Source organism: Micromonospora foliorum, assembly GCF_022229015.1.
Classification (GTDB): Bacteria; Actinomycetota; Actinomycetes; order Mycobacteriales; family Micromonosporaceae; genus Micromonospora; species Micromonospora foliorum.
This window is the reverse complement of record NZ_JAKKFF010000424.1, coordinates 13,272-34,634: the sequence shown is the minus strand read 5'-3', so window position 1 is coordinate 34,634 and position 21,363 is coordinate 13,272. Positions and strand designations below refer to the sequence as shown.

Sequence of the window (21,363 nt, the reverse complement as noted above, 5' to 3'; positions counted from 1 at the left end):
CTTCGGTCCACAAAGCGGACCATAGGCTACGAACGTGGACGAAGAATCGCACGGCACAGCTCGCGACTGGGCGCCGCGCAGCATCGGACTGCTCCTCGGCACCCTCGTGCTGGCCACGGCGTTCATCGCGGCCTACGTCGGCGCGTTGCACCAACCCACACCCCGCGACGTGCCGATCGGCGTCGTCTCCGGCGACCAACGCGCCCGGGCGACGCTCGACGCCGTGCGCGCCCAGACCACCATCCTCAAACCCATCGGGTACGACGAGCCGGGCGCCGCCGAGCACGGACTGCTCAGCCGCGCGGTGTACGCCGTACTCAGCACCGGACCGGACAACGGCCTGCTCCTCACCGTGGCGAGCGCTTCCGGCCCCTCCGCCACCAGTGCGATCAAGGAGGTCCTCGGCACCGCCACCGGCCGCACCGGCACCCCGCTACAGATCGTCGACAGGGTGCCGGTCACCCCGGCCGACCCGCGCGGGGTGGTGCCCTTCTACCTGAACGTCGGGTACGTGCTCGGCGGCTACCTGGGCTCGACCGTGCTCGGGATATCCGCCGGCACCACCCCCCGTACGGCGCGTCGGGCCGGACTGCGCATCGCCGCCCTGGCGGTCTACAGCGTGCTGCTCGGCATCGCCGGCGCGGTGGTGGTCGGACCGGTCCTGGACATCTGGCACCACGACGTACCGAGGATCGCCGCCATCGGCGCGCTTGCCGTCTTCGCCGCCGCGATGTTCGCCAGCGCCATCCAGGGCTGGCTCGGCGTCGCGGGCACCGCGCTGGTCATCCTGCTGCTGGTGGTGCTCGGCAACCCGGGCTCCGGCGGCATCTACGCGCCCGAGTTCCTGCCCGGGGTGTTGCGCGGCATGCACCGCTGGAACATCCCCGGGCTCGCCAACGACCTGACCAAGGCGGCGGTGTACTTCGACTGGCGATCGGCCGGCTGGCCGGCGTCCGCCCTCGGGATCTGGGCGGTGCTCGGAGGGCTCGGGTTGGTCAGCGCGAGCCTGGTCCGCGGTCGCCGGGCCGCCACCTCCGGCCCCGGGACGACCCGCTCCGGCCCCTCGCCGGTCCGCGACGGTGGTTGAGATCACCCCGGAAAACACCCTCCCGGAGGCAGTGGATCACCAGGGGGCCCTCCAGACATCCCCGGCGCGCGGATACCATCCAGTAAGTCGGACAGCGCTGTCCTTCGTACCCACGTAAGGGAGCGCATCGTGACCGACCAGCACGACCACGACGGCCCGGACGCCGCACTGCGCGCCGACATTCGCCGACTCGGCACCCTGCTCGGCCAGACACTGGCCCGCCAGGAGGGCCGCCCACTGCTCGACCTCGTCGAGGAGATCCGCGCCCAGGTCCGCTCCGACGCCCCGGCGGCTGCCCAGCGCCTCGGCGGGCTCGACGTGACCACCGGCACCAAGCTGGCCCGCGCCTTCTCCACCTACTTCCACCTGGCCAACATCACCGAGCAGGTGCACCGGGCGCGGGATCTGCGTCGCCGCCGCGCGGTGCAGGGCGGCTGGTTGGACCAGGCCGCCAAGATGATCGCCGAGCGCGGGGTCCCGGCCGAGGAGATCGCCAACGCGGCTCGCCGGCTGGCGGTACGACCGGTCTTCACCGCGCACCCGACCGAGGCGGCCCGTCGCTCGATCCTGTCCAAGCTGCGGGCGATCGCCGACGAGTTGGACACCGAGACCGCCAACGCGATCCTCTACGGTGCCAGCGACGAGGGCCCGGCCAACCGCCGGCTGGCCGAGTTGCTGGACCTGATGTGGCAGACCGACGAGCTGCGGCTGGACCGGCCGGACCCGACCGACGAGGCCCGCAACGCGATCTACTACCTGCGCGACCTGTACGCCGAGGCCGCCCCGCAGGTCCTCGACGACCTGGCCGACACGTTGCGCACGCTCGGCGTGGAGACCTCACCGACGGCCCGGCCGCTGAGCTTCGGCACCTGGATCGGCGGCGACCGCGACGGCAACCCGTTCGTCACCCCGGCGGTCACCCGCGAGGTGCTGACCATCCAGCACGAGCACGGCATCGCGGCCACCGAGAAGGCGATGGACCACCTGATCAACGAGGTGTCGGTGTCCCGCCGACTGCGCGGGGTGTCCCTGGACCTCTCCGCCAGCCTCGCCGCCGACCTGGACGCGCTGCCCGAGGTGGCGCTGCGTTTCCGCCGGGTCAACGCGGAGGAGCCGTACCGGCTCAAGGCGCGCTGCGTGAAGGCGAAGCTCGCCAACACCCGGGTGAGGTTGCGCCAGGGCACCGCGCACGTGCCCGGGCGGGACTACCAGGGCTCCGCCGAGCTGATCGCCGACCTGGACCTGCTGCGCGCGTCGCTGGCCCGCAACTCCGGGCAGCTCACCGCGGTCGGCCGGCTGGCCTCCACCATCCGTACGGTCTCCGCGTTCGGCCTGCACCTGGCCACCATGGACGTCCGGGAGCACGCCGAGGCGCACCACGCGGTGCTCGCGCAGCTCTACGAGGCGGTCGGCGAGGTCTCCGACTACCCGGCGCTGACCCGGCTGGAACGCACCAAGCTGCTCGCCGACGAGCTGACCGGCCGCCGCCCCCTGTCGACCCTGGACACGGCGCTGTCCGAGCCGGCCCGCAAGACGTTCGACGTGTTCGGGACCATCCGGGAGGCACAGGACCGGTTCGGCGCCGAGGTGATCGAGTCGTACATCATCTCGATGACCCTGGGTGTCGACGACGTGCTGGCCGCCGTGGTGCTGGCCCGCGAGGCCGGCCTGGTGGACGTGCACAGCGGGCGGGCCCGGATCGGGTTCGTGCCGCTGCTGGAGACCCCGGCCGAGCTGAACGCCGGCGGCGAACTCCTCGACGAGCTGCTGTCGCTGCCCGCGTACCGGGCGCTGGTGACCGCCCGGGGCGACGTGCAGGAGGTCATGCTCGGCTACTCCGACTCGAACAAGGAGGCCGGGATCACCACCAGCCAGTGGTCGATCCACCGGGCGCAACGCGCGCTGCGTGACGTGGCCGCCCGGCACGGCGTACACCTGCGGTTGTTCCACGGCCGGGGCGGCACGGTCGGGCGCGGCGGCGGGCCGACGCACGAGGCGATCCTGGCGCAGCCGTACGGCACGATGGACGGCGCGATCAAGGTGACCGAGCAGGGCGAGGTGATCTCCGACAAGTACACCCTGCCGTCACTGGCCCGGGAGAACCTGGAGCTCACCCTCGCCGCGGTGCTCCAGGCGACCCTGCTGCACACCGCACCCCGGCAGCCGGCCGAGATGTTGGAGCGCTGGGACGCGACGATGGACGTGGTCTCCGAGTCGGCGTTCCGGTCCTACCGGTCGCTCGTCGAGGACCCGGACCTGCCGGCGTACTTCTGGGCGTCCACCCCCACCGAGCTGCTCGGCGCGCTGAACATCGGCTCCCGGCCGGCGAAGCGCCCGAACACCGGCGCCGGGTTGTCCGGGCTGCGGGCCATCCCGTGGGTCTTCGGCTGGACGCAGACCCGGCAGATCGTGCCGGGCTGGTTCGGTGTCGGCTCCGGGCTGGCCGCCGCCCGCGAGGCCGGGCTGGCGGACGTTCTCGCCGAGATGCACCGCAACTGGCACTTCTTCCGCACGTTCCTGTCGAACGTCGAGATGATGCTGACCAAGACCGACCTGAGCATCGCCCGCCGGTACGTCGAGACGCTGGTGCCGAAGAAGCTGCACCCGATCTTCGAGCAGATCGAGCAGGAGTACGAGCTGACCAAGCGGGAGGTGTTGGCGGTCACCGCCTCACCGGCCCTGCTGGAGAACTCGCCGGTGCTCCAGCGCACCCTGGCCGTCCGCGACACCTACCTGGAGCCGCTGCACCACCTCCAGGTGGCGCTGCTGCGGCAGTACCGGGAGTCGGGCGCCGCCGGGCGGGCAATCGCCACCGCCCCGGGCGGCCGACGCGCACCCAGCGACGGCACCGCCCTGGAACGCGCGCTGCTCACCACGGTGAACGGCATCGCCGCCGGGATGCGCAACACCGGCTGATCAACAGGTACGAGAACGGGCCCCGGTCGCTGCGACCGGGGCCCGTTGTCGTGAGTCTGCGAACGACGGTCAGAAGTCGCCGCCGCCGAAATCCCCACCCCCGAAGTCGCCGCCACCGAAACCGCCGCCGCCGAAGTCGCCGCCGCCGAAGTCCCCACCGGCGTAGTCTCCGCCGCCGAAGTCCCCACCCTGGTCTCCGCCGCCGAAGTCGCCGCCCTGGTCGCCGCCGTCGCCCTGGTCGCCCCCGTCGCCCTGGTCGACACCGTCACCGAAGCCCTCCTGGTAGCCGGCGTCGTAGCCGTACCCGGGGTCGGCGAAGGCGGGCGAGAAGAGCGCGTCGGCGATCAGGATGCCGCCGAGCACACCGGCGCCGGCACCCAGCGCCGTCTTCCACCACGGCGTCGAATACCAGCCGGCGGGCACCGGTCGACCCTGATACCGCCCACCGGGGTAGTAGTAGGGCGTTTCCCGACCGGGTTGCGGCCCGGCCCGGAAGGTCTGCCCCTGCACGTCGACCTCGCGCTCCTTGGTGAGCTGCCCCACGCCACGGGCCGCGGCCAGGGTCGGCAGCTCGGGGCCCGGATCGATGCCCAGCGCCGTGCGCGCCGCCCGGATGTACGCCAGCCCCTCCAGCGCGGTCTCCCGGGCCAGCCCGAACTGGTGCGGCGTGGACGCCTGCTCCAGCTGAGAGCCCGCCGCGTTGTACCGCTCACCGGCGTCGGCCAGCGCCTGGCGTACCGCTGGTTCGTCGCCGTGCAGATTCATCAACTGGCCGCCGAGACGCTCGTACCACCGCTGCGCCTCCGCGCGGGCGTCGCCGAGCTCGGTACGCCGACGGGCACCGGCCTGGGCGCGGATGAGCGCGGCGGCGCCCAGCGCGCCGACCAGCACAACGGCGAGGCAGAGCACAAGTTCCATGTCATCGAACGTACCCCCGGGTGGCACGTCGTATCCGTCTGGCAAGCTCCGGTGATGGACGTCTCGACGCTGCTCCTGGTGATCGTGTGCCTCGGTGCCGGCGGGGCGGTGGGCTGGCTCGCGGCCCGGTCCCGGTCGGCGGCCGACATCGCCCGCCTGGATGCCACCCTGGCCGCCACCCGGGAGGGCGAGGGCCGGCTGGAGCAGTCCATGCGGGCTCTGAGCTACGAGGCCACCGCGCAGTCCCAGGAGGCGGTGGCCCGGGCGGTCGCACCGCTGCACGACACCCTGCGCCGCTACGAGCAGCGGGTGGCCGAGCTGGAGCACGATCGCGTCGACGCGTACGCCGAGCTGCGTGAGCAGGTCCGCTCGATGAACGCGGTCTCCGGTGAGCTGCGCACCGAGACCAAGCAGTTGGTGGCGGCGCTGCGCGCACCCCAGGTGCGGGGCCGCTGGGGCGAGCACCAGTTGCGCCGGATCGTCGAGGCCGCCGGCATGCTGGAGCACTGCGACTTCTCCGAGCAGGTCACCGCCGCCACCGACCAGCAGGTCGTCCGACCGGATCTGGTGGTCCGACTGCACGGCGGTCGCTCGGTGGTGGTCGACGCCAAGGCCCCGTTCGACGCGTACCTGACCGCCATGGAGGCCCGCGACGAGCGCGGCCGGGACACCCACCTCGACGCGCACGCGCGGCACCTGCGCGGGCACGTCGACGCCCTCGCCGCCAAGTCGTACTGGTCGGCGTTCGACAACTCACCCGAGTTCGTGGTGCTGTTCGTCCCCGCCGACCCGTTCCTCGACGTCGCCCTCCAGCGGGACCCGACGCTGCTGGAGCACGCCTTCACCCGCAACGTGGTGCTCGCCACGCCGGCCACGCTTGTCGCCCTGCTCCGCACGGTCGCCTACTCCTGGCGCCAGGAGGCGCTGGCCCGCAACGCGCTCGCGGTGCACACCCTGGCCCGGGAGCTGTACGGCCGGCTCTCCACCCTGGGCGACCACGTGGGCAAGCTCGGGTCCTCGCTGGCCGGTGCGGTGACCGCCTACAACCGGGCGGTCGGCTCGCTGGAGGCTCGGGTGCTGGTCAGCGCCCGCAAGCTCGCCGAGTTGGGCGTCTCGGACGACGAGCTGGCCACCCCGGCCCAGGTCGAGTTGACTCCCCGGCAGCCGCAGGCACCCGAGCTGGCCGATCCGGCCGACGAGGTCTCCGCCCGCCAGCCATCTATGTGACAGTGCGTATGCCCGCATATCACGAAGTGGTCACAAGGAACTGGCCACTAGTGACAGTGCTCGCCGACACCCCGAAAGATTCTGCTCACCCGAGCGCCCTTCTCTGAGGGCCCTGTTCTCTGGAGGAAAAGAGAACGTGAGCAGACTCCCCAACCTGAGCCGGCGAACCTCAGCCGCGCTCTTCGCATCGGTCCTGGCGGCGAGCGCCGTGACCGCCGTGGGTGGTGCCGCCACCGCGGCCGCCGCTCCCACGACCACAGCGGACACTTCCCCGGCCACCGCCGCCGAGACGCTGGGCGCCCACGACGCCAAACTGCTCAGCGAAGCCCGCGCCAAGAAGGCCCCGACCGTCACTCTGATCGTCGCCACCGAGAAGGGTGAGGCCGGGGACGTCGCCGACAGCCTCACCAAGCTCGGCGGCACGGTCAGCCAGCGACAGGACCGGGTCGGCTTCGTGCTGGCCAAGGTCCCCACCGACCGGGTCCTCAAGGCGGCGCGGCTGCCCGGTGTCTCGGCCGTCGACCTGGACGAGGTCATCCAACTGCCGGACCCGGCCCCGGAACGCACCCCCACCGGCACCGCCGGCGCGCGGCAGGCCACCGTCGCGGCGCCGGGAGAGACCACCCCGGCCGACAACCCCTACATGCCGACGAACGAGACCGGCGCGGTGGCGTTCACCGCGGCCCACCCGGAGTGGGACGGCCGGGGCGTCACGATCGGCATCATGGACTCCGGTGTGGACCTGGCCCACCCGGCGTTGCAGCAGACCACCACCGGCGAGCGCAAGATCGTCGACTGGGTCACCGCGACCGACCCGCTGGAGGACGGCACGTGGCGGCGGATGCAGGCCGAGGTCGCCGGCCCGTCGTTCACCATCGCGGGTGGCACCTGGACGGCTCCGGCCGGCACGTACCGGTTCAACCTGTTCAGCGAGTCCGTCACCGCCGCGAGCGACGCCCGCGGTGACGTCAACCGCGACGGCGACACGACCGACACCTGGGGGGTGCTCTACGACCCGGCCACCAACAACATCCGGGTGGACGCCAACCAGAACCTCAACTTCACCGACGACGCGATCATGCGGCCGTACAAGGAGAAGTACGACATCGGTTACTTCGGCACCGACAACCCGGCGACGCCTGTCGCCGAGCGGCAGCCGTTCGTCGTCGAGTTCCGGAAGAACGTGAACACCACGCCGATCGGGCTGCCGGGCAGCTACGACTACGTCAACATCGGCATCGTCGAGAGCACCCACGGCACCCACGTCGCCGGCATCACCGCCGCCAACGACATGCTCGGCAACGGCGCCTTCGACGGTGCCGCGCCCGGTGCCAAGCTGGTCTCCGCCCGCGCCTGCTCCTGGGGTGGTGGCTGCACCGCGGCGGCCCTCACCACCGGCATGATCGACCTGGTGGCCAACCGTGGCGTCGACATCGTCAACATGTCGATCGGTGGCCTCCCGGGCCTGAACGACGGCAACAACGCGAGGACCAACCTCTACAACGAGCTGATCGAGACGTACGGCGTGCAGCTGGTCATCTCGGCCGGCAACTCCGGCCCGGGTCTCAACACCGTCGGCGACCCGTCCGTCGCCAGCAACGTGATCAGCGTTGCCGCCAACATCAGCAAGGACACCTGGCTGGCCAACTACGGCTCGGTCGTCAAGAAGAAGAACGCCCTGTTCAACTTCTCCTCCCGTGGCCCGCGTGAGGACGGCGGCTTCAAGCCGAACATCGCCGCCCCCGGCTCGGCCATCTCCACCGCACCGACCTGGCAGCTCGGCGCCCCGGTCCCCGAGGCCGGATACGCGCTGCCCCCGGGCTACGCGATGCTGAACGGCACCTCGATGGCGTCTCCGCAGACCGCCGGCGCCGGCGCGTTGCTGCTGTCGGCCGCCAAGGCCACCGACCGGGGCGTCAGCCCGGCGGCACTGCGGCGGGCGCTGTTCAGCTCCGCCAAGCCGATCGCGGACGTGCCGACGTACGCGCAGGGCTACGGCATGGTCAACGTGCCGGGCGCCTGGCAGCTGCTGCGCCAGGGCGTCGAAACCCGGTCGTACGTCTCCGACGCGCCGGTCTGCAGCCCCCTCGCGGACCAGCTGACCATCTGGAACGGCGTGAAGTTCGTGCCGAACCCGGGTCGGGGCACCGGCGTCTACAACCGCTGCACCTCGTCCGAGGGTGGCCACAAGGTCGGCCAGAGCAAGACCTACCCGGTCAAGCTGACCCGCACCAGCGGGCCGGCCGGCACCATCAAGCACGACGTCACGCTCCAGGGCAACGACGGCACCTTCACGGCACCGAAGTCCGTCGCGTTGCCGCTCAACAAGGCCGTCACCATCAACGTCACCGCCAAGCCGGCCACCGAGGGCGCGCACGGCGCGATCGTGCGGATCGACGACCCGGCCACCAACGTGGTCGACTTCGAGGTGTCCACCGTGGTGGTGGCCTCGAACGACGTGAAGAAGCCCACCTTCTCGTACGCCAACGAGGGCTCGGTCGACCGGAACGGCTTCACGTCGTACTTCGTCACGGTGCCGGAGGGCGCCAAGGCGCTCCAGGTGAACCTCTCCGGGATCGCCACCGGCTCGCAGACCCGCTTCATCGCGATCAACCCGCTGGGTGTGCCGGTGGAGGCCACCACGAGCACCGTCTGCTACACCAACTTCTCCGACGTCAACGTCTGCAAGCCGCAGGAGCGTGACTACCAGAACCCGCTTCCCGGGGTCTGGGAGATCGAGGTGGAGTCGCGGCGCACGTCCCCGGCGCTGAACAACCCGTTCAAGCTCCAGGCACGGGTGCAGGGCCTGACGGTCGAGCCGGCGCTGGTCGAGCTGCCCAGTGTCAAGGCCGGCGAGCCGACCCCGGTGAGCTGGGACGTCACCAACACCTTCGGCCCGGTCTCGGTCAGCGGTCGCAGTGGCGCGCTGACCGGTGTGCGGACCGAGCGTCCGACCATCACCGAGGGCGGCCCCAACCAGGAGTGGACCGTCGAGATCCCGGCGGGCACGTCGACGTTCACCGCCCGGATCGGCAACCCCGCCAACGCGGGCGCCGACCTGGACCTGTTCGTCTACCGGGGTGCCACCGAGGTCGGCCGGGCCGCCGACGGCGACTCGGAGGAGGCGGTCACGCTGACCAACCCGCCCGCCGGCACCTACCGCGTCGTGGTGGAGCCGTACGGGGTCGACGGGCCGGGGACCAGCACCGCCTACGACTACTACGACGCGTTCGCGTCGGCGTCGCTGGGCACGATCACCGCTCCGGCCGTCGCGGTGCCGCTGATGCACGGCGAGTCGGCAACCATCACCGGCACGGTGACCGCGGTGGCCGTTCCGGCCGACGGGCGTCAACTCTCCGGTGAACTGGCGATCGTCACCACCGAGGGTGCGGTCGTGGGTCGCGGCAACGTGTCCATCGGGGCCGTGAACTGATCCGCTCGTAACACCGGCAGGAGCCCGTCCCCACGTTCGGGGGCGGGCTCCCGCATGTCAGGGGTGAGTGGTCAGGACCGGTGGGCGGCCGTCACGACGAACGGCGTGCCCTGCTGGCAGGTGGTCATCATGCCGGGCTCCACCCGACCGGTGACCTCGACCCGTGCGCCCGGCGTCAGCACGTCACGCGGGCCGCCGAGCAGCAGGTAACCGTCGAGCAGTACGCAGCCGGGCTCCACGCCGCCCTGCACGGTGCCGCTGAGGGTGGTGGCCCCGACGCCCGGCGGCGTGCTCGGGCCGCCCGGTTTCGGAGTCTTCACCCCGGGCGGCACGGTGGGGGTGACGGTCTCTGGCGAGGCGGTCGGGTCGGGCGTGGGCTGGCTGGTCACCGGCTGCGCTCCCGTGGGTGTCGGGGTGGGTGTGCCGCCCCCGCCACCCTGGCCGCCGCAGGCGCTCAGCGCCACGCAGACGGCCAGCGCGGGGACGGCGAGCCGAAGAGTCCTCATGCCGGATCTGACGTACGCCGACCCGAGTTCGTTCCCGTGCTCAACCGCGCGCCGCGGCGGCCTTCATGTCCCGCTTCAGCTCCTGCGGAAGCGAGAACGTGAGCCGCTCGTTGGCGGTGGTGATCTCCTCGACGTCGGCGAAGCCGCGCGCGGCGAGGTGGACCAGCACCTCCTGGACCAGGTCGTCCGGGACGCTCGCGCCCGAGGTCAGGCCGACCGTGGTGGCCCCCTCCAGCCAGGCGTCGTCGATCTCGTGCGCGAAGTCGACGAGGTGACCGGCGCGGGCGCCGGCGTCCAGGGCGACCTCGACCAGGCGGACCGAGTTGGAGGAGTTCGTCGAGCCGACGACGATCACCACGTCACAGTCGGCGGCGATCTCCTTGACCACGTGCTGCCGGTTGGAGGTGGCGTAGCAGATGTCGTCACTGGGCGGGGACTGCAACAGCGGCAGCCGCTGCTTGAGCCGGGCCACCGTCTCCAGCGTCTCGTCGACGGAGAGCGTGGTCTGGGAGAGCCAGACCACCTTCTCCGGATCACGTACGGTGATCTTGTCGGCGCCGTCCGGGCCGTCCACCAGTTGGATGTGCGCGGGGGCCTCACCGGCGGTGCCGATGACCTCCTCGTGCCCCTCGTGGCCGATGAGCAGGATGTCGTAGTCCTCGGCCGCGAAGCGCCGCGCCTCGTGGTGCACCTTGGTGACCAGCGGACAGGTCGCGTCGATCGCCTTCAGCGAACGCGCCTTGGCCTGCTCGTAGACCTCCGGCGCCACGCCGTGCGCGGAGAAGATGACGGTGGCGCCCTCCGGCACCTCCTCGTTCTCCTCCACGAAGATCGCGCCCTGGGCCTCGAGGGTCTGCACCACGTGCTTGTTGTGCACGATCTGCTTGCGCACGTAGATCGGGGCGCCGTAGAGCTTCAGCGCCTCCTCCACGGTCTGCACCGCGCGGTCGACACCCGCGCAGTAGCCGCGGGGCTTGGCCAGGAGCACGCGCTTGCCGGTCCGGTGAGTCGCCTGAGCCTCAGTCACCACCCCATCGTACGTGCCACCCCACCACCCGCCACCGGGCCGCAACCCCCAACCCCACCCCCCGCCCCTCCCTGCGTTGATCATGAAGTTATTGCTCCGACACGCCGGCACGGAGGGCAATAACTTCATGATCGACGGGCCAGGTCGGGAGGGTCCGTAGGGTGGGCGGGTGAGCGAGGGTGGGCGGGTGACCGGGGGCGGGGCGCGGGTGGGCGGCGGCGGCGGGGGCGGCGGGGCCAGCAGCGCTGAGGAGCCCTGGCCGGTACGGGTGGTCAGCCAGAAGGTGGGGGCCTGGATCGCCAAGCTGGGCTGGGTGTGGGTGGACGGGCAGGTGGCCCAGATCAGCCGCCGCCCCGGGGCCAGCACGGTCTTCCTCACCCTGCGTGACCCGTCGGCCGACCTGAGCCTGACCGTCACCACCAACCGGGACGTCCTGGACGCCGGTGCGCCGGAGCTGCGCGAGGGCGCCCGCGTGGTGCTGCACGCCAAGCCGGAGTTCTACGCCGCCCGGGGCACGCTGAGCCTGCGGGCCGACGAGATTCGCCAGGTGGGGCTCGGGGAGCTGCTGGCCCGGCTGGAGAAGCTCAAGAAGCTGCTCGCCGCCGAGGGGCTCTTCGACCGCGCCCGCAAGCGTCGACTGCCGTTCCTGCCCGGCCGGATCGGGCTGATCACCGGCCGCGCGTCGGCCGCGGAGCGGGACGTGCTGACCAATGCCCGACGGCGCTGGCCGGCGGTGGAGTTCCGGACGGTCAACGTGGCCGTGCAGGGCCCGTCCGCGGTGCCGCAGATCGTCGACGCGCTCAAGGTGCTGGACGCCGACCCGAGCATCGACGTGATCATCATTGCCCGGGGTGGCGGCGGCATCGAGGACCTGCTGCCCTTCTCCGACGAGGCGCTCTGCCGCGCGGTGTTCGGCTGTCGTACGCCGGTGGTCAGCGCGATCGGCCACGAGACGGACGCGCCGCTGATCGACTACGTGGCCGACGTCCGTGCCTCCACCCCGACCGACGCGGCCAAGCGGGTGGTCCCCGACCTCACCGAGGAGGTACGCCTCATCGGTCAGGCCCGGCACCGCCTCGAACGGGCGGTGCGCAACCTCGTCGACCGGGAGACGCACCGACTCGACGGGCTGCGCTCCCGGCCGGTGCTGGCCCGGCCCCAGGTGATGGTGGAGCATCGGGCGACCGAGCTGACCGCGTTGCGTCAGCGGGCCGGCCGCTGCCTGGAGCATCGGCTCGCCGCCGCCGAGGATGACCTGCGGCACACCCTCGCGCGGCTGCGCGCCCTCTCCCCCGCCGCCACCCTCGACCGGGGGTACGCGATCGTGCAGCGCGCGGACGGCCAGGTGGTCCGCGCGGCGGCGCAGGTCGGCAAGGGCGACCCGCTGCGGGTACGACTGGCCGACGGCGAGCTGGCCGCCACGGTCGATGGCTGAGTGGCGACGCGGCGCGGCGGGGAGCGGTGTGCTGAGATGAACGCGATGACTGACGACACGAAGGCCGGGCCGGACGAGCGGCTCAGTTACGAGCAGGCCCGCGCCGAGCTGGCCTCGGTGGTGGAGCGGCTGGAGGCCGGCGGCACGTCCCTGGAGGAGTCGCTGGCCCTCTGGGAGCGCGGCGAGGCGCTGGCGGTGATCTGTCAACGCTGGCTGGATGGTGCGCGGGCGCGGATCGACGCCGCCCGGCAGGAGCCGGCTTCCTGACCGACCGCCGGTGGGGCGGCCGGAGCCGCCCCACCCGGGTACGTCAGTTGAACAGGCTGTACAGCTCGGCCGGTGCCTCGACGACCTGGGCCGCCGGCGGCTTCTGCGCGGCGGTGGCGGCACCGTAGTCGGAGTACGTCATCTTGATCTCCTGGGCGGCGGTCTGCCCGGCGGCCGGCAACTGCAGCACCAGCTCGCTGAGCCGGCCCTGCGGGTCCACCTTCGCGGTGAACGGGACGGTCTTCGCCTGGGTGCCCAGCGCGGCGATCGTGGCGGCGTTCAACGAGCCCGCCTCGGCGGCCTTGGTGACGTCGATGGTGCCGGCGTACGCGCCGGTGCCGGTGCTGCGGACCTCGGTGATGCCCTGGGTGAGCACCGCGCTGCCGGCCGGGTCGACCTTCTCGAAGTCGAAGCCGAGGTTGCGGTTGCCCTTGATCCGGTTCTGGTCCAGGTGCTGGTACTTGCCGAGGTTGAGCTGCTTGATGGCGGGCAGGCTGTCGGCGGTGGGGCCGGCCAGCTCCAGCTTGACCCAGCTGTCCGGCTTGAAGTGGATCACGTCGAGCTTCATCGCCAGGTCGGACGAGGGGCCACCGATCGAGATCTTCATCGCCGCGCTCTGGCTCGGCTGGTGCACCAGCCCTTCCGCCGTCGAGCCGGCGCCGGCCAGGGTGAACCGGAAGTTCCCGTTGCTGATCTCCTTGGTGGAGTCGAGCAGGGCCTGCTTGGCGTCACCCGCCACCGGGGCACCGGACGGGCTCGCCGTGCCGGACGCGCTCACCGTCGGGGACGGCGTCGATCCGGCGGTGCCGGTTCCGCTGGCGCAGGCGGCCAGTGCGGGCGTGATCAGAGCGGCGGCTACCAGGCCGGCGCCGAGTCGTCGAACAGTCATACGTGTCTCCCAAGGGGGTCACCCGACGACCTGGGCGGCGCCGGAAACCGGGCGACGCAGCAGCACCGTCGGCTGCGTCGCGCGATCCGGGCCGAGCAGCGCGCCCGGATCACCCCCTCCTTGTTCCCTGTCGACGCGTCGGACAATCACCCTTCGGCCTGGTTGCCCAGATTCGGTGCCGGCGGGACCACCGACCACCGGGTCCGGTCAGCGCAGCGAGCCGGCCAGTTCGCGCAGTTCGTTGTCCCGGGCGTCGCCGACGACGATCACCGTGCGGGTCGGCTCCAGCAGGACCAGCGCCTGCTGGTTTCCCCGGGCCGTGTAGAGCTGCCAGGTGCGCCCGGCCAGCTCGGTGGGGCCCTGCGGCTGGCCCTGGCTGGTCAGCTCGGCGGGGAGCAGACGGTCCGCCGGGACGCTGCTCTGCAGCAGTTGGACGCCCCGGCCCTCCGGCGTGAGGTAGCCGAGTCGCAGGTTCGCACCGCCCTCGACGGTCTGGTAGCGGGCGCTGACCGTCGTCCAGTCGGCGCCGAGCCCCTGCGGCTGGCTCACCGGGAAGACGTTCGCCGACCGGGCCTGCTCGATGGCGGGCGCCGGATCGACTGTGGTGGCCTGGTCGCCACCGAGGAATCCCCGGTAGAACGCCAGCAGCAGCGCGATCGGGACGAGCAGCACCAGCAGCGAGATCGCCATGTCCTTCGGCGACCGCTCGGACTTGCCCGACACCGCCGGCGGCGGTGGGGTCGGATCGGTCGCGGCGGGCTCACCACCGCGGCCGGCGGGGACGTCGGCCGGCGGCTGACCGTCGGGTGGCGTGCGGTCGGCGGGTACGCGGTCGGCTGGCTGTGCGGGTTCCACCCCGCTATCTTCGCAGCCGCCCGACCGGCGGTATCCGGGCCATCACCGCCCCGCGCCGACGCCCGGTCGGCCATCGTGTGAGGATCAGCGACAAAGCCGGCAGTGGGGGCCTCCCCGCCGCCGGTCGTCCCCGCACCGTCGCGAGGAGGAGTAGCCGTCATGACGAACACCAGGACGCGGATCCCACAGGATCTCGACCGAAATCTTGCCCTCGACCTGGTTCGGGTCACCGAGGCCGCGGCGATGGCCGCCGGCCGGTGGGTCGGTCGGGGCGACAAGGAGGGCGGCGACGGAGCCGCGGTCGACGCGATGCGCAAGCTGATCAACTCGATCCAGATGCGCGGTGTGGTGGTGATCGGCGAGGGCGAGAAGGACAACGCCCCGATGCTCTTCAACGGCGAACACGTCGGTGACGGCACCGGCCCGGAGGTGGACGTCGCCGTCGACCCGGTCGACGGCACCACCCTGATGAGCAAGGGCATGCCGAACGCGGTGGCGGTGCTCGCCGTCTCCGAGCGGGGGGCGATGTTCGACCCCAGCGCCGTGTTCTACATGGAGAAGCTCGCCGTCGGTCCGGCGTACGCCGACGTGATCGACATCAACGCCGGTGTGGCGGAGAACCTGCGCCGGATCGCCAAGGTCAAGGGCACCGACGTCTCCGAGGTGACCGTCTGCGTGCTGGACCGGAGCCGCCACGACGACCTGGTCACGCAGATCCGCCGGACCGGCGCGGGCATCCGGTTCATCTCCGACGGCGACATCGCGGGCTCCATCGCGGCGGCCCGGGGCGAGTCGGACGTCGACGTGCTGATGGGCATCGGCGGCACCCCGGAGGGCATCATCTCCGCGTGCGCGCTGAAGTGCATGGGTGGTGCGATGCAGGCCAAGCTCTGGCCGCGCGACGAGCAGGAGCGGGAGAAGGCGATCGCCGCCGGGCACGACCTGGACCGGGTGCTGGGCACGGATGATCTCGTCACCGGCGACAACTGCTTCTTCGTGGCGACCGGGGTCACCTCCGGCGACCTGTTGCGCGGGGTGCGCTACCGGGCGGGCGGCGCGTACACCCAGTCGATCGTGATGCGCTCGAAGAGCGGCACCATCCGGGTGATCGACTCGTACCACCGGCTGGAGAAGCTGGCGCTCTACTCCGCGGTCGACTTCGACGGTCGTCCGCTGGCCGAGCAGGAGTGACAACCGCCGACACGGCGACCCCGCAGACCCTGTCGGCCGCCCGCCGGATCACCGGTGTCGCGCTGGCGTCGGTCTCCGGGGTCGCGGTGGCGGTGCAGTCGCGCATCAACGGCGAGTTGGGGGTACGCCTCGACGACGGCTTCGCCGCCGCGGTGGTCTCGTTCGGCATCGGCCTGCTGGTGCTGCTGGTGCTGGTGCCGGCGACCCCGGGTGGTCGGCGGGGGCTGGCCGCGACGCGGCGGGCCCTGCGCACGGGCACGCTGCGGCCGTGGCAGTGCCTCGGCGGGATGTGCGGGGCGTTCCTGGTGGCCACGCAGGGGCTCACCATCGGCACGTTGGGCGTGGCGGTCTTCACCGTGGCGGTGGTCGCCGGTCAGACCGGCAGCAGCCTCGCCGTGGACCGGGCCGGGATCGGGCCGACCGGCCGGCAGCCGGTCACCCGGCAGCGGCTGGCCGGCGCGGTGCTCACCGTGCTGGCAGTCGGCCTGGCGGTCGGCGACCGACTGGGCGACCCGGGCGCGCTGGCGCTCGCCCTGCTGCCGCTGTTCGCCGGGGTGGGCATCGCCTGGCAGCAGGCCGTCAACGGCCGGGTCCGGGCGGCGGCCGACAGCGCGTTGACGGCCACGTTGGTCAACTTCGCCGTCGGCACGGTCACCCTGCTCGTCGCGTTCGCGATCGACATCGCCGTACGCGGCTGGCCCGGCGGCCACCTGCCGACCGAGCCGTGGCTCTACCTGGGTGGCCCGATCGGCATCGTGTTCATCGCGATCGCCGCCGCGATCGTGCGCTTCACCGGTGTGCTGCTGCTCGGCCTGGCCACCATCGCCGGGCAGATCGTGGGTGCCGTCCTGCTGGACCTGATCCTCCCCACGGCGGCCTCGCACCCCGGTGTGAACACCCTGCTCGGGGCGGCGCTGACCATGATGGCCGTGCTGATCGCCGCGCTGGCGCCACCCGCCCGCCGCTGACCGGTCGACCCGTCTCGATCCGGACTCAGGTCGGTCCGGGTCCGATACCGACGGTCAGCCGGCGTCGGAGGAGTGCCCGGGGAAGAGGTGCGCGCTCGGGTCGATGGCGACGGCCGCGTTGTTGACCGCCGTCGCCGCCTCACCGAAGCCGGTGGCGATCAGCCGGACCTTGCCCGGGTACTCGGTGATGTCGCCCGCCGCGAAGACCCTCGGCAGGTTGGTGGCCATCGCGCTGTCCACCAGGATGTGTCGGCGGTCCAGCCGTAGCCCCCACTCGGCGAGGGGGCCCAGGTCGGCGGTGAAGCCGAGGGCGGCCACCACGATGTCCACCGGCAACGTCTCGGTCGCGCCGCCGCGCACGGTCACCTCGGCGCCGGTCACCGTGCCGTCACCGAGCAGCCTGGTGACCTCGGCGTTGACCACGACCCGCACCGGCAGGGAGAGCACCCGGGCGACCGTCGAGGCGTGCGCCCGGAACTTCTCCCGTCGGTGCACCAGGGTCACCGACCGGGCCAACGGTTGCAGGGCCAGCGCCCAGTCGAAGGCGGAGTCGCCGCCACCGACGATCAGCACGTCCCGATCGGCCAACTCGGTCGGCTCGGTCACGAAGTAGACGATCCCCGAGCCGGGGGCGCCGTCGGCGCACGGCAACGGCCGGGGGCTGAAGCTGCCGAGCCCGCCGGTGACCACGACCGCGCCGCACGCGAGCTGCTCGCCACCGGCCAGGCCGAGCACCGGGCTGCCGTCGGCGTACGAGAGCTTCTCGGCCCGGGTGCCGAGCAGGTACTGCGGATTGAACGGGGCCGCCTGGGCCACCAGGTTGGCCACCAGGTCACGGCCCTTGACCGCGGGAAAGCCAGCGACGTCGAGGATCAGCTTCTCCGGGTACATGGCGGTGACCTGGCCGCCCGGCTCGGGCAACGCGTCGATCACCGCCACCGACAGCCCACGGAACCCGGCGTAGTACGCGGCGAAGAGGCCGGCCGGACCGGCCCCGATCACGGCGACATCGACCTCGCGCATGGCGTACCGTCGCTTTCCGCTCACGGATCAACGCGTGCTGATCTCGACCGTAGGCGGGCGGCGACAGTCGGGCAAGCACGTCCCGAAGGCGCGCCGGAGAATCACCCTCAGGGCAGGCTGAGCGTGGAACCCGAGTAGTCGGGGCCGTCCACCGACGGTCGCCGCCGACGGAACAGGATCGCCGCCACCACCCCGCCGAGCAGGCCGAACAGGTGACCCTGCCAGGAGATCCGCTCGTCGGTGGGGAGGATGCCGACCAGTTGCCAGCCGTAGAGCAGACCGACCAGGAGGAAGACCGCGAAGTTCCACCAACTGCGCTCGACGATGCCCCGGGTGAGCAGGATGCCCAGGTAGCCGAAGATGACGCCGCTGGCGCCGACCACCACCGAGTTGGGTGAACCGGTGAACCACACGCCGAGCCCGCTGACCAGGATGATGACCAGGGTCGACCAGAGGAACCGGCGGGCGCCGGCGGCGAGGACGAAGGTGCCCAGCAGGATCAGCGGGATGCTGTTGCTGTAGAGGTGGTCGAAGCCGTGGTGCAGGAACGGGGAGAAGAAGACCCCGTCCAGCCCGTCGATGCGTTGCGGGATGATGCCGGCGGTGGCGTCCAGGCCGAACGCGAGCCCCTGGTCGACGGCCTCGATGAGAAAGAGGAACGGAACCACCGCACACATGGCGACGAACGCCCGGCCGAGCGCGGCGTAGAACGCCTCGGTGCCGAACCGGTACGGGTCGCCGCTTGACGGGTGCAGGGTCACTCCACAACTGCTATCAGCAAAAGCGGTCGACCGCCACTCACGTCCCGGCCGGGCAGACCGGTGTACGCGCGACAGCGGGGTGGGTGGTCGCCCACCCACCCCGCCTCGACTGCGTCAGTAGTGCCCGTTGTTCTGGAAGTACGACCAGGCACCGCAGGGCGTCTTGTACCTGCCCTTGATGTAGCCCAGCCCCCACTTGATCTGCGTGGCCGGGTTGGTCCGCCAGTCGGACGCGACGGAACCCATCTTGCTGCCCGGCAGAGACTGCGGAATGCCGTAGGCCCCGGACGAGGAGTTGCTGGCCTTGTGGTTCCAGCCGCTCTCCTTGGTCCAGAGCTTCTCCAGACAGGGGAACTCGGCGATGCCGAACCCCGCGCTGATCATCAGCGCGCAGCCGGTCTTGCGGTTACCGCTGTACTCGGCGCAGGACGCCGGGATCGGCCCGTCGTACGGCTTGGCGACCGCGTTGGCGGCGGCCGCGCGCTCCCGCTTGCGGGACGCCGCGGCGGCTTCGGCCCGGCGGGCCCGCTCGGCGGCCTCCTTGGCGGCCTGCGCCGCCCGCAGCTTGGCCTGGTACTCGGCGGCCCGCTGCTTGGAGAACTGCACCTGGTGGGCGGCCTGCCGCTCGCGCTGGTACGCGAGGTCGGCCCGGTCGACCTCGAGGCTGACCTGCTCGGTCAGACCCTGTTGCTGGGTTTCCCGGTCTTCGCCCAGGTAGAAGCCACCGGCAACGCCCACGGAGAGCAGCGCTACAGCAGCCGTACGGGCGCCCAACCGGCTCCACAGCCGACTCACGAAGTGGTCCCTTCGTCGGGAGCAAGGACGCGGCGCGGCGCAGGCCACAGGTGGGCCGTCAGCCGTGCCACGAGCGCCCCGACCGGTTGCCGGTCGCGCCGACGCACCTACCGTCGCCGATGCCGTCCGTCTCGGGACGAACGATCACCGACGATTCAATTGGTGCATGGACGCTCGTGGGACACGATTGCGCACAGTGAGGCTGATAGGAAACCGACCGGCCTGTTTGTGATCTGCGCCACACCGAATCTGCGGACAAAAGCCCATAAAAACACCGTCAGATCGGAATGTCCTCCAGGAGGTCCGTGACCATCGCGGCGATCGGCGACCGCTCCGAACGGCTGAGGGTGACGTGCGCGAAGAGCGGATGACCCTTGAGCGCTTCGATGACAGCCGTCACCCCGTCGTGCCGGCCGACCCGCAGATTGTCCCGCTGAGCCACGTCGTGGGTGAGCACCACCCGGGAGCCCTGCCCGATCCGGGACAGCACGGTCAACAGCACCCCGCGCTCCAACGACTGGGCCTCGTCCACGATCACATAGGCGTCGTGGAGGCTGCGCCCCCGGATGTGGGTCAGCGGCAGCACCTCCAGGATGCCCCGCGAGGTGACCTCCTCCAGCACGTTCTCGTGCACCACCGCGCCGAGCGTGTCGAAGACCGCCTGGGCCCACGGCGACATCTTCTCCGACTCCGAGCCCGGCAGGTAGCCCAACTCCTGGCCACCGACGGCGTACAGCGGGCGGAACACGATCACCTTCTTGTGCCGGCGGCGCTCCATCACCGCCTCCAGCCCGGCGCAGAGCGCCAGCGCCGACTTGCCGGTGCCGGCCCGACCACCCAGCGAGACGATCCCGATCGACTCGTCCAGCAGCAGGTCGAGAGCGATCCGCTGCTCGGCGGAGCGGCCGTGCAGCCCGAACGCCTCCCGGTCGCCCCGGACCAGCCGCACCGACTTGTCCGGCAACACCCGACCGAGGGCGGAGCCACGCCCCGAGTGCAGCACCAGACCGGTGTGGCAGGGCAGCCCGGCCGCCTCGTCGAGGTCGAGCGTCTCGCCGGCGTACAGCTGGCCGATCTGCTCCTCGCTCAACTCCATCTCCGACATACCGGTCCAGGTCGGGTCGCTGGCCTGGCCGTGCCGGTACTCGTCGGCGCGCAGACCCACCGAGGCCGCCTTGACCCGCAGCGGCATGTCCTTGCTGACCAGGGTCACCTCCCGCCCCTCGGCGGCGAGGTTGAGCGCGACGGAGAGGATCCGGGCGTCGTTGCTCTCGGTGCGGAACCCGGGCGGCAGGACGCCGTCGTCGGTGTGGTTGAGCTCCACCCGCAGGGTGCCGCCGACGTCGTTGGCGGGCACCGGACGGTCGAGTCGGCCGTGCCGGACCCGCAGGTCGTCGAGCATCCGCAGCGACTGCCGGGCGAACCAGCCCAGCTCCGGATGGTGCCGCTTGCCTTCCAGCTCGGTGATGACCACCAGAGGCAGCACCACCTCGTGCTCCGCGAACCGGTGGAACGCCGCCGGATCGGAGAGCAGCACCGACGTGTCCAGGACAAAGGCCTGGCCGGCTGGTCGTGGCTCCTTGGGGTCGGCCGGCGCGGCGGCCGCCGAACGGCGGCTCCTGGTGGCGCGGCGGGTCGTGGCAGTCGCGGCCGGGGTCTGGTCGGCACCGGCGGTGGTACGGCGAGTCGTCACAGGCCTGCTCCGACGGATGGGCACCCGCCACCCGTGTTCCGCCTCCTCCGGTGCCCGGGGACACGGGGTCGGATGCGGAACCCCATGCGCGAGGTCGCAGATCCGGGCGGACCGGCTGGCTCGGGAGAACCCCGTGCCATGCCTAGACGCTAGCCCCGCCGGACCTTCCCGGCTAGAGGCCGAACGTGGATCTCCTAAGACGCGCTCATGAACAGCGCTTCACCGGCGCTCCCACCAGCCGCAGGGCCGGTGGCGAACGCGGCGGAACCGGCCGGGATGCATGCCCCCTGCGCGCATCCCGGCCGGTGGGGCCACCGTCACCGGTCTGACGTGACCCCGACGGTGCGTGTCCGCCGCGGACGACGCACCGCG

General features: G+C 71.8%; 17 protein-coding genes. 8 read left to right on the top strand and 9 right to left on the bottom strand.

Going from position 1 to position 21,363, the window contains the following annotated elements; all coding sequences use genetic code 11:
- Positions 1-34: 34 nt before the first annotated feature.
- Together PSH25_RS26490 and ppc are read left to right on the top strand one after the other, a co-directional pair.
- Complete coding sequence (locus PSH25_RS26490; RefSeq protein ID WP_238661620.1) at positions 35-1,087, top strand: hypothetical protein; 1,053 nt, start codon at positions 35-37, stop codon at positions 1,085-1,087.
- A gap of 129 nt (positions 1,088-1,216) precedes the next feature.
- Positions 1,217-4,003 (top strand): phosphoenolpyruvate carboxylase, encoded by a 2,787-nt coding sequence (gene ppc, locus PSH25_RS26485; protein WP_238661619.1) that lies wholly within the window; start codon positions 1,217-1,219, stop codon positions 4,001-4,003.
- Positions 4,004-4,072: 69 nt separating this feature from the next.
- Here the strand turns inward: ppc and PSH25_RS26480 are convergent, their stop codons facing one another.
- Positions 4,073-4,921, bottom strand: coding sequence for a hypothetical protein (locus PSH25_RS26480; protein ID WP_238661618.1), 849 nt, complete (start codon positions 4,919-4,921; stop codon positions 4,073-4,075).
- 54 nt (positions 4,922-4,975) lie between these two features.
- On the opposite strand from PSH25_RS26480, the gene PSH25_RS26475 reads away from it, so the two are divergent.
- Both PSH25_RS26475 and PSH25_RS26470 read left to right on the top strand, forming a co-directional pair.
- A complete protein-coding gene (locus PSH25_RS26475) occupies positions 4,976-6,148 on the top strand; it encodes a DNA recombination protein RmuC (RefSeq protein ID WP_210785664.1) in 1,173 nt (390 codons plus the stop codon).
- A 136-nt stretch (positions 6,149-6,284) separates the two neighbouring features.
- On the top strand, positions 6,285-9,581 hold the full coding sequence (locus PSH25_RS26470; protein ID WP_238661617.1) for a S8 family serine peptidase: 3,297 nt from the start codon (positions 6,285-6,287) through the stop codon (positions 9,579-9,581).
- A gap of 71 nt (positions 9,582-9,652) precedes the next feature.
- Here the strand turns inward: PSH25_RS26470 and PSH25_RS26465 are convergent, their stop codons facing one another.
- Complete coding sequence (locus PSH25_RS26465) at positions 9,653-10,087, bottom strand: hypothetical protein (protein WP_238661616.1); 435 nt, start codon at positions 10,085-10,087, stop codon at positions 9,653-9,655.
- Positions 10,088-10,127: 40 nt separating this feature from the next.
- A complete protein-coding gene (locus PSH25_RS26460) occupies positions 10,128-11,114 on the bottom strand; it encodes a 4-hydroxy-3-methylbut-2-enyl diphosphate reductase (protein ID WP_238661615.1) in 987 nt (328 codons plus the stop codon).
- Between the two features lie 208 nt (positions 11,115-11,322).
- On the opposite strand from PSH25_RS26460, the gene xseA reads away from it, so the two are divergent.
- Both xseA and PSH25_RS26450 read left to right on the top strand, forming a co-directional pair.
- Positions 11,323-12,549: an exodeoxyribonuclease VII large subunit gene (xseA, locus tag PSH25_RS26455; protein WP_238661629.1), complete on the top strand. Its 1,227-nt coding sequence runs from the start codon at positions 11,323-11,325 to the stop codon at positions 12,547-12,549.
- Positions 12,550-12,594: 45 nt separating this feature from the next.
- A complete protein-coding gene (locus PSH25_RS26450; protein ID WP_030328827.1) occupies positions 12,595-12,816 on the top strand; it encodes an exodeoxyribonuclease VII small subunit in 222 nt (73 codons plus the stop codon).
- Positions 12,817-12,859: 43 nt separating this feature from the next.
- Here the strand turns inward: PSH25_RS26450 and PSH25_RS26445 are convergent, their stop codons facing one another.
- Complete coding sequence (locus PSH25_RS26445; RefSeq protein ID WP_238661614.1) at positions 12,860-13,705, bottom strand: hypothetical protein; 846 nt, start codon at positions 13,703-13,705, stop codon at positions 12,860-12,862.
- Positions 13,706-13,912: 207 nt separating this feature from the next.
- On the bottom strand, positions 13,913-14,560 hold the full coding sequence (locus tag PSH25_RS26440; RefSeq protein ID WP_238661613.1) for a DUF4245 domain-containing protein: 648 nt from the start codon (positions 14,558-14,560) through the stop codon (positions 13,913-13,915).
- Positions 14,561-14,719: 159 nt separating this feature from the next.
- Here PSH25_RS26440 and glpX point away from each other — a divergent pair, with 159 nt between their 5' ends.
- A complete protein-coding gene (glpX, locus tag PSH25_RS26435; protein WP_238661612.1) occupies positions 14,720-15,751 on the top strand; it encodes a class II fructose-bisphosphatase in 1,032 nt (343 codons plus the stop codon).
- Positions 15,748-16,719 (top strand): DMT family transporter, encoded by a 972-nt coding sequence (locus PSH25_RS26430; RefSeq protein WP_238661611.1) that lies wholly within the window; start codon positions 15,748-15,750, stop codon positions 16,717-16,719. Before glpX ends, PSH25_RS26430 begins: the two co-directional genes overlap by 4 nt.
- Positions 16,720-16,773: 54 nt before the next feature.
- Here the strand turns inward: PSH25_RS26430 and PSH25_RS26425 are convergent, their stop codons facing one another.
- The 4 genes from PSH25_RS26425 to phoH2 form a co-directional block, all read right to left on the bottom strand.
- On the bottom strand, positions 16,774-17,742 hold the full coding sequence (locus PSH25_RS26425) for an NAD(P)/FAD-dependent oxidoreductase (protein WP_238661628.1): 969 nt from the start codon (positions 17,740-17,742) through the stop codon (positions 16,774-16,776).
- Positions 17,743-17,849: 107 nt separating this feature from the next.
- The gene (locus tag PSH25_RS26420) at positions 17,850-18,503 is read right to left on the bottom strand and encodes a rhomboid family intramembrane serine protease (protein ID WP_238661610.1); all 654 of its coding nucleotides are present in this window, start codon (positions 18,501-18,503) and stop codon (positions 17,850-17,852) included.
- Between the two features lie 114 nt (positions 18,504-18,617).
- On the bottom strand, positions 18,618-19,298 hold the full coding sequence (locus PSH25_RS26415; protein ID WP_238661609.1) for an aggregation-promoting factor C-terminal-like domain-containing protein: 681 nt from the start codon (positions 19,296-19,298) through the stop codon (positions 18,618-18,620).
- Positions 19,299-19,575: 277 nt separating this feature from the next.
- On the bottom strand, positions 19,576-20,991 hold the full coding sequence (gene phoH2 / locus PSH25_RS26410) for an RNA 5'-3' helicase PhoH2 (protein WP_238661608.1): 1,416 nt from the start codon (positions 20,989-20,991) through the stop codon (positions 19,576-19,578).
- Between the last annotated feature and the right edge of the window lie 372 nt (positions 20,992-21,363).